At 29.5% G+C, this 14,608-nt stretch carries 10 protein-coding genes and 1 pseudogene; 6 read left to right on the top strand and 5 right to left on the bottom strand.

Features of this window, described 5'->3' with window-relative positions; all coding sequences use genetic code 11:
- Positions 1-16: 16 nt before the first annotated feature.
- Positions 17-1,372, bottom strand: a complete 1,356-nt coding sequence (locus AB162_RS01220; RefSeq protein ID WP_053096779.1) for an Nramp family divalent metal transporter — start codon at positions 1,370-1,372, stop codon at positions 17-19.
- A 284-nt stretch (positions 1,373-1,656) separates the two neighbouring features.
- Positions 1,657-3,102, bottom strand: coding sequence for a pyruvate kinase (pyk, locus tag AB162_RS01215; RefSeq protein WP_053096777.1), 1,446 nt, complete (start codon positions 3,100-3,102; stop codon positions 1,657-1,659).
- Positions 3,103-3,406: 304 nt separating this feature from the next.
- On the opposite strand from pyk, the gene zwf reads away from it, so the two are divergent.
- The 3 genes from zwf to htpX all read left to right on the top strand — a co-directional run bounded on the left by zwf (position 3,407) and on the right by htpX (position 6,475).
- A complete protein-coding gene (gene zwf, locus AB162_RS01210) occupies positions 3,407-4,873 on the top strand; it encodes a glucose-6-phosphate dehydrogenase (protein ID WP_053096774.1) in 1,467 nt (488 codons plus the stop codon).
- A 114-nt stretch (positions 4,874-4,987) separates the two neighbouring features.
- On the top strand, positions 4,988-5,476 hold the full coding sequence (locus AB162_RS01205) for a ferritin (protein WP_053096772.1): 489 nt from the start codon (positions 4,988-4,990) through the stop codon (positions 5,474-5,476).
- Positions 5,477-5,596: 120 nt separating this feature from the next.
- On the top strand, positions 5,597-6,475 hold the full coding sequence (gene htpX, locus AB162_RS01200) for a protease HtpX (protein WP_053096770.1): 879 nt from the start codon (positions 5,597-5,599) through the stop codon (positions 6,473-6,475).
- A 186-nt stretch (positions 6,476-6,661) separates the two neighbouring features.
- Here htpX and hns read toward each other — a convergent pair whose 3' ends face one another.
- The gene (gene hns, locus AB162_RS01195; protein WP_053096768.1) at positions 6,662-7,081 is read right to left on the bottom strand and encodes a histone-like nucleoid-structuring protein H-NS; all 420 of its coding nucleotides are present in this window, start codon (positions 7,079-7,081) and stop codon (positions 6,662-6,664) included.
- Between the two features lie 318 nt (positions 7,082-7,399).
- Positions 7,400-8,860: a cardiolipin synthase gene (gene cls / locus AB162_RS01190; protein WP_053096766.1), complete on the bottom strand. Its 1,461-nt coding sequence runs from the start codon at positions 8,858-8,860 to the stop codon at positions 7,400-7,402.
- A 514-nt stretch (positions 8,861-9,374) separates the two neighbouring features.
- On the opposite strand from cls, the gene topA reads away from it, so the two are divergent.
- Both topA and AB162_RS03025 read left to right on the top strand, forming a co-directional pair.
- On the top strand, positions 9,375-11,960 hold the full coding sequence (gene topA, locus AB162_RS01185; RefSeq protein WP_053096764.1) for a type I DNA topoisomerase: 2,586 nt from the start codon (positions 9,375-9,377) through the stop codon (positions 11,958-11,960).
- 185 nt (positions 11,961-12,145) lie between these two features.
- A pseudogene (locus tag AB162_RS03025) lies at positions 12,146-12,403 on the top strand (LysR family transcriptional regulator); the annotation flags it as partial.
- Between the two features lie 182 nt (positions 12,404-12,585).
- On the opposite strand, the gene ribA reads toward AB162_RS03025, so the two are convergent.
- Positions 12,586-13,173 (bottom strand): GTP cyclohydrolase II, encoded by a 588-nt coding sequence (ribA, locus tag AB162_RS01180; protein WP_053096762.1) that lies wholly within the window; start codon positions 13,171-13,173, stop codon positions 12,586-12,588.
- A gap of 693 nt (positions 13,174-13,866) precedes the next feature.
- Here ribA and pyrF point away from each other — a divergent pair.
- On the top strand, positions 13,867-14,607 hold the full coding sequence (pyrF, locus tag AB162_RS01175) for an orotidine-5'-phosphate decarboxylase (RefSeq protein WP_053096760.1): 741 nt from the start codon (positions 13,867-13,869) through the stop codon (positions 14,605-14,607).
- The last annotated feature ends 1 nt before the right edge of the window (position 14,608 follow it).

The raw sequence follows: 14,608 nt of genomic DNA, 5'->3' as shown, positions 1-14,608 counted from the left end.
TAACTTGTATTTTAAGTTAATTTAATAACATATTTATTGTTTTAATAATTAACTGTATATTTAATGTAATTAAAATAATATTGGCTATCCAACCAGTAATAATAAAAGTTTTACAATTAACAAAATCTCCCATAATTTTTTTAGAAGACGTTAGGTATAATAACGGGAGCATAGAAATAGGTAGAGCTAAACTTAAAAATACTTGAGTATAAACTAGTAATTTTTCTATAACTTCACCTTTTTCTCCCCATAAATAAATACCAATTATTATTGGTAATATAGCTATTAACCTATTTATTATCCTACGTTGCCAGAGCGGTAAAGTTAAATTAACAAAACCTTCCATAACAATTTGGCTGGCCAATGTACCAGTAATGGTAGCATTTTGCCCAGATGCAAGTAATGCAATAGCAAAAAGTTTCGCTAATGTAGAACTTGCTATAGTACCGGCTATATTATGATCTTGTAATGCATTATAAAGTTGAGCAAATCTACCAATATCTTCTGGGTGATTACCAAAAAATAATGAAGCTCCAAGAATTAATAATAAGCAATTAATGATAAATGAAAAACATAACTGCATATTGGAATCTATGGTAGCATAACGTATAGCTTCTTCTAAAGCTAAAGGATCGTTTCTAAGATATTTACGAGACTGGACAAGAGAAGAATGTAAATAAAGATTATGTGGCATCACCGTAGCACCTACAATACCTAGTGCAATAAAAAACGCAGATTCTCCACCAGAGATATGAGCAGTTATAATATCAGTATGCGGAATAAATGATTTTATTATCAATAATATATTAGGTTTTGTTAAAATTACTTCATATAAAAAAATAAAAAAAATAGTTAAAATTAAAACAAATACTACAGCTTCTATTTTTCTAATACTAAATTTTAGTAAAATTAACAGTAATATAACATCTACTACTGTAATAATGACACCTAGTAATAATGGAATATTAAATAATAAGTTAAGTGCTATTGCACTACCTATAATTTCAGCCATTTCTGTAGCAATAATAGCTAATTCTGTGGTAATCCATAAAATTATAGCAATTCTTCGGCCAACTAGTACTTTGGTAGCCTGAGCTAAATCCATACCAGTAACAATTCCTAGCTTTGCACACATTACTTGTAATAACATAGCAATTAAGCTAGAAATTAATACTACAGATAATAATAAATAACCATACTGGGCACCACCTTGAATAGAAGTAATCCAATTACCAGGATCCATATAGCCTACTGCAACTAGTGCTCCAGGTCCGGAAAAAGCAAATAATTTTCTAATAAATTTAGCTTTGCTAGTAGGTACAGGAATAGTACTATTCATTTCTTCCAGGCTATTTTTCCTAGCAGTTTCCATTGGTTGGTCCTAAATTTTTTGGTTAATATTGTTATTAACAGAATACTTTGCTAAGGTAATTGTTATGACCTTATTAAAATTTAATAATATTAAATTAATAACTAAATATACCTATTTTTATCAAAAAAAAATTAATTGTTTAAATTAAGTAAGTATTAATAATAGCTATGTTAAAAAAGAAGTGATTAGTTAATAACTAATATAATTAATAAATATTTATTTTTTATAAATAAATTTAATATTTAAATATATATTTATATATAATTTTTCTGTAATTTAAATGACTATTTAACTAGTAAAATTCTGCTAGTGTTAGTTGTTCCTACCATATCAATAACATCGCCGTAGGTAATAATTACTAAATCACCAACTAATAACAAACCTTGGTTACGTAACATGCTAATCGCATCATTAATAGCAGTTGCTACTCCTTTACCATTATAATTAAAATATACTGGAGTGACTCCACGATATAATGCTGTAAGATTTAATGTCTGCTCATGGCGGGATAAAGCAAAAATTGGTAGACCTGAGCTAATACGAGACATCATTAGCGCAGTATGTCCTGACTCAGTAATAGATATAATTGCAGTAATTCCTTTAAGATGATTAGCTGCATACATTGCAGACATAGCAACAGCTTCTTCTATGTTATTAAACTGCACATCAATTCGATGTTTAGAAATATTTATACTAGGAATTTTCTCTGCTCCTAGACATACTTTAGCCATAACTGCCACAGTTTCTACTGGATATTGACCTGTAGCAGTCTCAGCTGATAACATTACAGCATCAGTACCATCTAGTACTGCATTCGCTACGTCCATAACTTCTGCACGAGTAGGCATGGGGTTATTTATCATTGACTCCATCATCTGAGTAGCTGTAATAACAGCACGATTCAACTGACGGGCACGTTTAATTAATTTTTTTTGTATACCTACTAATTCGGCATCTCCAATTTCAATACCTAAATCTCCACGTGCTACCATAATAACATCAGAAGCTAAAATTATATCATCTATAGATTCATTAGATGCAACAGCTTCAGCACGCTCTACTTTAGATACTATTTTTGCCTTACTGCCATAATTACTTGCTAGCTGACGAGCATAGGAAATATCCTTTCCATTACGAGGGAATGATATCGCTAAGTAGTCCACACCTATTTGAGCCGCAGTGATAATATCTGCTTTATCTTTGTTGGTTAGCGATTTTGCTGAAAGCCCCCCACCTAATTTATTAATACCTTTGTGATTAGATAAAAACCCGCCTACAGTAACTTCAGTATAAATTTTTAAGTTTTTAATTTGTAGTACTTTTAACTGTATTCTACCATCATCTAACAGTAATATATCACCTGGTAGTACATCACCAGGTAAACCCTTATAATCAATACCAACTATTTCGCTGTTACCTACCCCGCACGCAAGGTTTGCATCCAGTATAAATTTATCACCAATATCCAAGAAAATTTTTTCTTGACAAAAAGTAGATATACGTATCTTAGGACCTTGTAAATCACCAAGAATAGCTACATAACGCCCTAAACGAGCAGAAATTTCACGAACTTGTTTAGCACGTCTTATATGATCTTCCTTAGTGCTATGCGAAAAATTTAAGCGTACTACATTAGCACCAGCTAAAATAATATTTTCAATATTATTGTCACGATCGGTAGCAGGACCAAGTGTAGTTACTATTTTGGTTCTTCTTAACCGCCTGAACATAAATTACTCCGTTGAAGTTATAATAATTATTTTTCACAGTTATTACTAAAACTAACTGTTAAAATACGTAGTTTACTTTATTCAAGTCTATCATGTTATTCAATATGTTAAATGGTACTTAATAACAGTACGCTAATATTTAATTTATGTTATTGTGAATGATAAAATTTAGTTAAATATATTAATTTTTTTAAAAATATTATTTTCTGTTAACTAGTGTTGATAACTTAAATATTAAGATTAGTATAAATATAGGTATAATAAAAACTTATATTATAAATTTATCTTTGCTGAGGAAAAAAAAATGGCTGTGACATCCATAGCCCAAGCATGTGATCTAGTAATTTTTGGCGCAAAAGGAGATTTAGCTCGTCGTAAGTTATTACCATCTTTGTATCAGCTAGAAAAAGCTTGTTATATTCATCCTGAAACACGCATTATTGGTGTGGGTCGTGCAGAATGGGATATTAAAGCTTACACTTATATGGTACGCAAAGCGCTAGAAACTTTTATGAAAGAAAAAATTGACGAAAAAATATGGAATATATTAAGCACGCGTTTAAATTTTTGTAATTTTGATATAAATGAAACAAAAAATTTTTTTATTTTAGCAGAAAAAATAGATCCTATGTCCAGAGTAATAATTAATTATTTTGCTATGCCAGCAAATACTTTTAGCTCTATTTGTCAAGGATTAAAAGAAATTAACATTAATAACAATCCTCACCGTATAGTACTAGAAAAACCATTAGGTACTAGTTTAGAATCATCGCGCATCATTAATGATCAAGTTGCTAAATACTTTAAAGAAAACCAAATATACCGTATCGATCATTATCTTGGCAAAGAAACAGTACTAAATTTACTGGCTCTTAGGTTTGCTAATTCTTTATTTGCAAATAATTGGAATAACAGTAATATAGATCACGTACAAATTACAGTAGCTGAAGAAGTTGGTATCGAAGGACGGTGGAGTTATTTTGATCAAGCTGGTCAAATGCGTGATATGATTCAAAGCCATTTGCTACAAATATTAACTATTATCGCTATGTCACCTCCTGCTGATTTAACCACAGATAATATTAGAGATGAAAAAGTTAAAATACTACGTTCTCTACGTACGATCGATAATAGTAATGTGCATGATACTACAGTACGTGGTCAGTATACTGAAGGATGGATTAATGGTAAAAAAGTCCCTGGTTATTTAGAAGAAGAAGGCGCAAATAAAAACAGTCTTACTGAAACTTTTGTTTCTATTCGTGTCAATATTGATAATTGGCAATGGGCAGGAGTACCATTTTATTTACGTACTGGTAAGCGTTTACCGATCAAATGTTCAGAAGTAGTTGTATATTTTAAAAATCCACCTATTAACTTATTTCGCGATTCATATCAACCACTTCCACCAAATAAGCTAACTATTAGACTGCAGCCAGATGAAGGAATGGAAATTCAGATTGTAAATAATGTACCTAGGCTTGGCAATAAACATTGCCTCAAAACTACTAAGTTAGATCTAAGTTTTACTAAAACTTTTAATAAAAATATATCAGATGCTTATGAACGTCTTTTATTAGAAACTATGCGAGGAATTCAATCTCTTTTTGTTCGAAGAGATGAAATCGAAGAAGCATGGAAATGGGTAGATTCAATTATCGAAGCTTGGAAAAAAAATAATGATGCACCACAACCATATCAAGCAGGTACCTGGGGACCTATAGCATCAGTTACCATGATGACTAAAGATAGTCGCTCTTGGCATAATTAAAACATAGAATGTAATAAGAAAAATTATTTTTTTATTATCTATTATAAATAGATATTATACAGTAAATATATTTTAATTAGTATTAAATTAATTTTTTATAACAGGACATAACTTATGGTTCAATCAGAAGTTACAACTAAACTTAATGAACAACTTAACTTAGAATGTTACTCTGCTAATTTTTATTTACAAATTAGTGCTTGGTGTCATCAAAAAAAAATTGAAAATTTTAGTAAATTTTTTCAAAAACAGTCAAAAGAAGAAATTCAACATATACACCGTATATTTGAATATTTAAATGATATAGGTAAAATGCCTATTTTAAGCGTTATTAACGCCCCACCGGTAGATTTCTCTTCATTAACTGAATTAATTTATATGGCCTACGAACATGAAAAAAATATCACAAATAAAATTAACTCATTAGCGCAAACTGCTATTACACTAAATGATTACTCTACTTTTTACTTTTTACAATGGTATATAGCACAACAACAGAAAGAAGAGAAAATATTTAAATCAATTAAAAATCAACTAGATTTAGTTACTCTTGATTATAATGGACTATTATTAATTGACCAATTAATAAAAAATCAATATTAATATTAAAAAATATTAGATATAAAAAATAAATATTTGTTAATATTCTTAATTAATTTTTTTACATTGATGTTTGATAATTAGTATTAATAGTATTAACTTTTTTTGGAAAATATAATTATTATGATGCGTATTATACTTTTTTTACTAACTAACTTAGCTGTTATGGTTATTTTTGGTCTAGTGTTAAATTTTACTGGTATCAAAGCTTCTAGTACAGAGGGATTAATAGTTATTGCTGGTATTTTTGGTTTCTGTGGAGCTTTTATTTCATTGTTAATGTCAAAATTTATTGCTTTACATTCAGTAGGCGGTGAAATAATAAAACAGCCAAGTAACGATACTGAAAACTGGTTACTCAATATCATACGCAATCAATCGCAGGAAATTGGGATAAAAATGCCGCAAGTAGCTATTTATAATGCACCTGATATTAATGCGTTTGCAACTGGTGCTAGTCGGAATGCTTCACTAGTAGCTGTTAGTACAGGCTTATTACATAATATGACACGCGCGGAAACAGAGGCAGTTATAGCTCATGAAATGAGCCATATTGCAAACGGCGATATGGTAACAATGACATTAATAAATGGTATTGTTAATACTTTTGTAATTTTTATTTCTCGTTTTATAGCTCAATTAGTAGCTAGTTTTATTGGATCTTCTCGTGAAGAAGAAAACAGCGATGGTAATCAGTTAGTATATGTTATTACCTCTACTTTACTAGAATTAATATTTGGAGTATTAGCAAGCATTATTGTGTTATGGTTTTCGCGTTATAGAGAATTTCATGCTGATGCTGGTTCAGCCAAATTAGTAGGTAGCGATAAAATGATAGCAGCACTACAAAAATTGAAAACAAGTTATGAACCACAAGAGTCAAACAGCCTAATTGCTTTTTGCATTAACGGACCTAAAAAATCTTTTAGTGAGCTTTTTATGTCTCACCCTCCACTAGATAAACGTATTGAAGCATTACTTAGTGGCACTTACTTATCTTAAATTAGTGATAGCTGCTAGTAGATAAGTTAATTTTATATAAATTAAGCATACGTAATAATAAATTATTACGTGTTTTTATGTTTTTAAATTAATAATTTGTTGACTTAAATTATTACTTAATAAAGTAAAATGTATTTTTTTTAATAGAAAAATGTTTCAATCAAGTAAACATAAAAAAAAGATTTTTTACAGTAAAAAATCTTCTAATAATTTTCCTTGTTCATCTATTTCTTTTTTTATAACAGAAGGAGTGCGTCCTTGTCCAGTCCAAGTTTTCAATTGACCATGTTCATTGATATATTTATATTTTGCTGGACGAGTAGCTCGTTTTATTTTACTAGTAATTTTACTACTTGTTTTATATCCGCTCATGGTATTGAGTAATTCATTAGGATCAATACCATCAGCCATCAACATATCAAGATATTGTTGTAATTTTCTATTACGTTCTTCAATTTCAGCCTTAACGTGATTATCTTCCTCACGTCTTTCATTTACTACTAATTCAAGTTTTTCAAGCATCTCTTCTAGAGTATCTATACTCAATTCTTTTGCCTGTGCGCGTAAAGTACGAATATTATTAAGAATCTTAAGTGCTTCGTTCATTAACTTAATCTCAAATCTTAAAAATTGTTCTGAGGTGATTATTGGTATCAATAATAATAAAGCGCTAGTATTATTTCTGCAATACTAGGATTATCATTAATTTAAAAGATTTATTAAATTTTAATAAATAATTGATATACTATAAATAATATATAACGAATAACAAAAACTAAATTAGTTAAATATCATATTGTGATTAATTAAAAATTAATAATTATTTTAAATAATTAAATATTTTAATTTATTATAGTAATATAAATATATATTATAATATTTTATAGCATTATTTAGTTAAGTTTTTATTAGTTGAACTAACTTTTACAATAATGGACTAAAAAAATAGAACAATCTCTCGATAATACGTTGCCAATAAGGTCGTTTTAACCATAATTGAACATCAATTAACTTAGAATTAGCTATATAATCTTCCTGTACTCGTGCTAAATCACAAGCAAAATTTTTAGCGTCAATCACTAAAGTAATTTCAAAATTTAACCATAAACTACGCATATCTAAATTAACTGTTCCGAATAAACTTAATTGCCCATCTACTAGCATACTTTTAGTATGCAATAAGCCACCATAAAACTGATGAATAAGTACCCCAGCTTCTAGTAGCTCTGAAAAGTACGAACGACTAGCCCATCCAACTAACATAGAATCATTCTTACGCGGGATAAGAATATGTACTTTAACGCCACGTTGAGCAGCAGTACAAATAGCATGTAGCAAATCATCACTAGGTACTAAATACGGTGTAGTAATAACTAATTGTTCGCGAGCAGCATAAATTGCTATTAGTAATGCTTGATGAATTACTCCTTCAGGAAAACCAGGACCAGATGCAATAACTTGGATTGTCTGAATATAAGAAGACGAATATTGAAATGGAAGAATATTTTTTATTGTAGGTTTAATACGTTCTCCAGTCTCAACTTCCCAATCACGATAGTAAATCAGACCCATAGCTATAGTTACTGGTCCTTCCATACGTGTCATAATATCTATCCATTGGCCAACATTAGCTTTTTTTTTAAAAAAAAGCGGATCAACCATATTCATACTACCAGTATAGGATATATAATTATCTATTAAGACCATCTTACGATGCTGACGTAAATCCATCCTACGTAGGAATAAACGTACCAGACTAACATTTAATGCTTCTACTACCTTAACACCTGCATCACGCATCAATGCAGGATACTGACTAGAAAAAAAATGTACACTACCAGCTGAATCAAGCATTAGACGGCAAACCACTCCGCGACGTGCCGCTGCCATTAGTGCTTCCGCTACTTTATCAATAATTCCTCCAGTCTGCCAAATATAAAATACCATTTCTATATTACGTTGTGCTAAATTAATATCACGTATTAATGATTTAATAATATCATTAGTATTATTAAGTAATTGTATCTGATGGCATCTCAGACCACTAATACCCTGACGTTTTTCACATAACTGAAATAATGAACTAGCAACATAACTATTTTCTTTAGAGAAAATATGCTGGTCACCTTTTATATGATCTATCCATTTAGTAAGATAAGGGTATACTGCCTTATTACGTTCGTAACGTAGTTTACCAATTTTTAATTCCCCTAATAGCAAATATATTAGTATTCCGACCAATGGTAGGATATAAATTACTAGTAGCCAAGCCATAGCAGAAGGTACTGTACGACGTTTAATTAAAATACGTAACGTTATATATGCAATTGATAACCAATAGCTCAAAACGAGCAGCCCATTTATTATGGTATAAAAAGTTATCATATAGGAAAAAACCTTTTAGTAACGCTTGATAATTTATTAAATAATAAATAAAAGTAAATTTATTTATTATTTAATATTACGTTATATGTTAATTATTCAAAGGTTGAAACTATATTACTTACTAAGTAAGTAGTAAAGTACTAATAATTAAATAAAAATATAAAAATATTTTTTAAATAATATAATTAAGATCATTGATATATTAAATTAATTAAAATTATTAATTTATAACATAGTATTGATAACTAAATTAGTTAATTTTTATATATAACACTATAAATCATCACAAAACAAAATTATAAAATATTTATTAGTTAAGTTAATTGTAATTAATTTAATAGATAGTTAAATAATTTTTTTAAAATTATTTAACAAACATTATTAAATTATATTTTTAATCGATAAAAATAGATGGATATTTTAAGGATTTAGTTCAATTTTAACAAAAATATTTTTATATCTATAAATATAGAAATTTTCTAAAAAATTAAAAAATAATTAAGGTAAATATCAAATGAGTAAAGCGCTTGTTATTGTGGAATCTCCATCAAAAGCAAAAACAATTAATAAATATTTAGGTAATGAATATATAGTAAAGTCTAGTATTGGTCATATTCGAGATTTACCAGTGAGTGTTTCTAACAGTAAAAAAAAATTTAAAACAAATCAATCAGTACAATTACACAAGTACGCGGCTTTGGTAAAAAGTATGGGTATTGATCCATATGATAATTGGGTAGCTAATTATGAAATTTTGCCTGGAAAAGAAAAAATAGTAAATGAATTAAAAACTATAGCTGAAACAGTTGAACATATTTATCTAGCTACTGATCTTGATCGTGAAGGTGAAGCGATTGCCTGGCATATTAGGGAAGTAATAGGCGGTGATGATAATAGATTCCACCGTATAGTATTTAACGAAATTACTCGTAATGCTATTACACAAGCTTTTAAAAAACCAGTAGAGCTTAATATATCTCGTGTCAACGCACAGCAAGCAAGGCGCTTTATGGATCGCATAGTTGGTTATATGGTTTCTCCTTTATTATGGAAAAGGATAGCTAGGGGTTTGTCTGCAGGTCGTGTACAATCTGTTGCTGTTAGACTTATAGTAGAACGTGAAAGAGAAATTAAAATATTTTTGCCTGAAGAATATTGGGAACTGTCTGCTAATATGCATACTATTAATGGTTTACCATTAACTATGCGAGTAATAAACCAAGATAATAAACCATTTAGACCGATTAATTATCACCAAATCCAAGCTGCAGTTAATTTACTGAAAAGAGCTAGTTATTTTATATCTGATAAAAAAAATAAAATTACTAATAGTAAATCTACCGCACCTTTTATTACATCAACTCTACAAAAAGCTGCTAGTACTCGTTTAGGCTATAGTATTAAAAACACTATGATATTAGCTCAAAGACTATATGAAACTGGATATATTACTTATATACGTACAGACTCAACTAATATTAGCAAAGATGCACTAAATATAGTACGTAGCTATATTAAAGATATTTTTGGCTGTCAATATCTGCCTAATAAACCAAATGAGTACATCAATCAATGTAATACGCAAGAAGCACATGAAGCTATTAGGCCATCAGATATTAATCTTCACGCTTCTCAAATAAAAAATCTAGAAGAAGAAGCACAGAAACTGTATCAATTAATATGGATGCAATTTGTTGCTAGCCAGATGATGCCAGCGCAGTATGAATCCACTAGTATAATCGTAGCAGCTGGTAATTTTAAACTATGTGCGCGCAGTAGAAAGCTAATTTTCGATGGTTATACAAAAGTACTACCACCAATTGTAAATCAGCAAGAACATAATATTTTGCCAATACTAGAAATTGGCCAGATACTAAATTTAAAAAAATTGATTCCTAGCCAGAATTTTACTAATCCTCCTTCACGTTACAGTGAAGCTTCACTAGTTAATGAATTAGAAAAACGTCGTATTGGGCGACCTTCTACATACATGTCCATTATTTCTTCTATTCAAGAACGTGGTTATGTAAATATAGACAACAATCGTTTATACGCAGAAAAAATTGGCGAAATAGTCACTGATAGGATGGAAGAACATTTTAAAGAACTAATGAATTATGACTTTACAGCTAATATGGAGGATAAATTAGATCAAATTGCAAACAATAAGCAAGATTGGAAGAATGTTCTTGATAATTTTTTTAGTAAATTTATTAAACAACTACAAAATGCTGAGAAAGATCCAGCAGAAGGTGGTATGATACCTAATAATACAGTAATAACTAATATATTATGCCCTATTTGTAGCAGGCCAATGGTCATTCGCACAGCTAGTACTGGAGTCTTTCTAGGTTGCTCTGGTTACGAACTTCCCAAAAAATATCGTTGCAAAAAAACAATAAACTTAAGACCTGAATCCATTAATAGATTCGAAGGTAATAATATAAAGACTAATATTTTTTCTATGAGACAAAGTTGTTTAAAATGTAATCACATAATGGATAGCTATTTAATAGATAATAATCGTAAATTACATGTATGCGGTAACAATCCTTTATGCGATAGTTATAATATCGAGCAAGGAAAATTTAATTTTTACGTCAATGATCATGCAATAAAATGCGAAATATGCTGTTCTGATATGCTCCTAAAACTAGGAAAATTCGGTAAATATGTAGCTTGTATAAATGATAAATGCAAAAATACTAGAAAAATATTACGTAATGGTGAAATAGCACCAGAGAAAATTGCTTGCGTACCTCTACCAGAGCTAGCTTGTAAAACTTATGATGATTATTTTGTGTTACGTAACGGTGCTTCTGGACTATTTTTAGCAGCTAAAAATTTTCCAAAAGTACGTGAAACTCGTGCACCACTAATTGAAGAACTAGTGCAATTCAAAGACCGCCTACCAAAAATACTACGTTACCTAGCAGATGCACCATCGCAAGATGAAGAAGGGAATAAGACTTTATTACGTTTTAGTCGTAAAACTAAAAAACAATATATATCATCAGAAAAAAATGGTAAAGCTACAGGCTGGAAAGCATTTTTTATCGATGGTCATTGGCAAGTAACAAAAAATATATCAGTTATATAACTATTTCTTTCTATTTTTGATATATGTGTAATGTATATATATTATATAAATTAACATTATTATATTAATAATGTTAATTTATTAATTATATTAACATTTATTTATATATTTATTACTGTTGTAAAAAGTAATAAATTTTTAGCTATACTAACCTAAAAAAGGTATATACTCGGTCGGATACTCCAATTAAATTACAGCAACTTCGTGATATCGTGGAAGTAGTTAATCAGAATATAAATCTTTATTCTACTGCTGAATGACTTTATACCTCGCAGCCCGGCATTAGTCAACTTGTAATAATGTTAGAGGATAAGCTAGGTTTACAAAATTTTTGCACGCAGCGGTAAAAATATTACTAGTGTTACACAAGCTTGTAAAAAAAAATTATTCAGATTGCGCGTAAAGTACTATCTAAGGTTGATGCTATTAAAGCAGTAGCTGGATAACATCCTTATCCAGATATAATCTGATATATATATTTTGCTATTGCTACTGAAGCATTACATTTGCATCACAATTTAGCAAGTAATAAAAAACAGCTAGTTTATTAATATCCACTAGTTACTTATAATTTTTGCTTTACTGGTCGCTCTGAGCTAGATATTGCTTTTAATAATTAATTTATTTAATTCAATAAATGTCCCATTTTAGCGGCTTTGGTATCTAAATAGCGAGCATTTTCTGGGTTACGTCCAACAATAAGTGGAACTCTTTCTGTTATATTAATACCAGCCTCAGTCAGTATCTCAACCTTTTTAGGATTATTAGTTAGTAAGCGAATTGTTTCTATTTTTAGTACTTTTAACATATCGGCACAAAGAGTGAAATCTCTTTCATCAGCAGCAAACCCTAGTTGATTATTAGCCTTTACAGTATCAGATCCTTTATCTTGAAGTGCATATGCACGAATTTTATTTAATAATCCGATATTACGTCCTTCCTGACGATGATAAAGCAAAATACCACGTTTTTCTTTTGCAATACAGCTCAATGCAGCCTCTAATTGAAAGCCGCAATCACAACGTAGGCTAAAAAGAGCATCGCCAGTCAAACATTCTGAGTGTACTCTGGCCAGAACTGGTACTGGACTAGTAACATCACCATATATTAAAGCTAAATGATCATTTTTATTTGCTATTTCCTCAAATCCTACCATTAAAAAATCGCCCCATGGTGTCGGCAGTTTGGCTTCTGCCACAAGTTTCAGCTGCATGATACTCTCCAAAAAACCAAATATACTTTTGGGCGTTACTATTAATTTTTACACAATCGAACTTGTGTGTATATTATATAAATTATTATTTTTAATAATTATTAGGATAATTAATTTATTAAATATCCTATATTTATTCTAATAAAACGTCTAATTTAGATATATAAATACAATTAATTTTAGTATTGTATACTAATAAATACGCTTATATTAAAAGTAGTAACATTCTATCCTAATAACATTGCTTGATTACAGGAAATAATGTGAAATATTTTCTTATAATGTGGCTGGTGCTGGTTATTTATTTAATCTTAATATTCTTTGGAGCAAATAATAATCAATCATATTTGATCTTTTAACTATAACGCTATTGTCAATTATATTGATCGGTGGTGTTATCATAGGTTGGGTTAATTATGGTCTACTATGGTTACGTACTTGTGTAAAACTAATTTACGCAAAAATAGAGATAAAAACACTTAAAAAAACAATATTTTTTACACATTAAATTCTGCTAAAATTAATATCAATGCAAATAAATTATCACTGTAAGACTAAATATATATAATATTAATTATTTTTTATAAAATATAGTATATTTAATACTAGTTAATTATTATAGCATAATTAACTAATATAACAATTATTAATTATACTATGTTCATAATTAATAAGGATGTTTAAGGATGTTTTATGCCATCAGAAGTTTTACAATTTAATAAATCATCACCAATTATTGTAGCACTAGACTATAAAAATGCTAATCAGGCACTAGCATTGGTAGATCGACTTATCCCAAAGTATTGTAAATTGAAGATAGGTAAAGAGATGTTTACACGTTTTGGGCCTGCTTTAATAATTGAGCTGCAGCAACGTGGTTTTGAAATTTTTCTTGATCTTAAATTTCATGATATTCCTAATACTGTTGCAAGAGCAGTATCTGCAGCCGCGGATTTAGGAGTATGGATGGTAAATATACATGCCAGTGGCGGAGAAAAAATGATGATAGCAGCACGTGATGCTCTGTCTAAATTTGGTAGTAAGGCACCCAAACTAATTGCTGTTACATTGCTTACTAGTATCAGTAATGATGATTTAAATAGACTAGGTATTACCAGTAAAGTTACAGAATTTACAATTAAATTAGCTATGTTAGCTAATTATTGTGGTATAGATGGAGTAGTTTGTTCAGCACACGAAGCAGCAGAGATAAAATCAATATGCGGTAATGATTTTACTTTAGTTACACCTGGAATTCGTTTAGCCGCTCTCAATCATAATGATGATATGATGGGGGATCATGATAGAGTTATGACAGCCAAGCAGGCACAACAAGCTGGCGTAGACTATATAGTTATCGGTCGTCCTATAACTATGTCAGAAACACCAGATTTGATGTTAAAAAACATATTACGTTCACTGCATCTAAATTAAC

This window comes from Candidatus Palibaumannia cicadellinicola (assembly GCF_001269425.1).
GTDB lineage: Bacteria > Pseudomonadota > Gammaproteobacteria > Enterobacterales > Enterobacteriaceae > Baumannia > Baumannia cicadellinicola_A.
Note: the sequence above shows the minus strand (reverse complement) of the source record. Positions and strands in the feature narration are given on the sequence as shown.

What these genes read in the sequence shown, in the direction of transcription:
- AB162_RS01220 (WP_053096779.1), bottom strand. Translation starts at nt 1,372, where the DNA reads ATGGAAACTGCTAGGAAAAATAGCCTGGAAGAAATGAATAGTACTATT.
- pyk (WP_053096777.1), bottom strand. Translation starts at nt 3,102, where the DNA reads ATGTTCAGGCGGTTAAGAAGAACCAAAATAGTAACTACACTTGGTCCT.
- zwf (WP_053096774.1), top strand. Translation starts at nt 3,407, where the DNA reads ATGGCTGTGACATCCATAGCCCAAGCATGTGATCTAGTAATTTTTGGC.
- AB162_RS01205 (WP_053096772.1), top strand. Translation starts at nt 4,988, where the DNA reads ATGGTTCAATCAGAAGTTACAACTAAACTTAATGAACAACTTAACTTA.
- htpX (WP_053096770.1), top strand. Translation starts at nt 5,597, where the DNA reads ATGATGCGTATTATACTTTTTTTACTAACTAACTTAGCTGTTATGGTT.
- hns (WP_053096768.1), bottom strand. Translation starts at nt 7,081, where the DNA reads ATGAACGAAGCACTTAAGATTCTTAATAATATTCGTACTTTACGCGCA.
- cls (WP_053096766.1), bottom strand. Translation starts at nt 8,860, where the DNA reads ATGATAACTTTTTATACCATAATAAATGGGCTGCTCGTTTTGAGCTAT.
- topA (WP_053096764.1), top strand. Translation starts at nt 9,375, where the DNA reads ATGAGTAAAGCGCTTGTTATTGTGGAATCTCCATCAAAAGCAAAAACA.
- ribA (WP_053096762.1), bottom strand. Translation starts at nt 13,173, where the DNA reads ATGCAGCTGAAACTTGTGGCAGAAGCCAAACTGCCGACACCATGGGGC.
- pyrF (WP_053096760.1), top strand. Translation starts at nt 13,867, where the DNA reads ATGCCATCAGAAGTTTTACAATTTAATAAATCATCACCAATTATTGTA.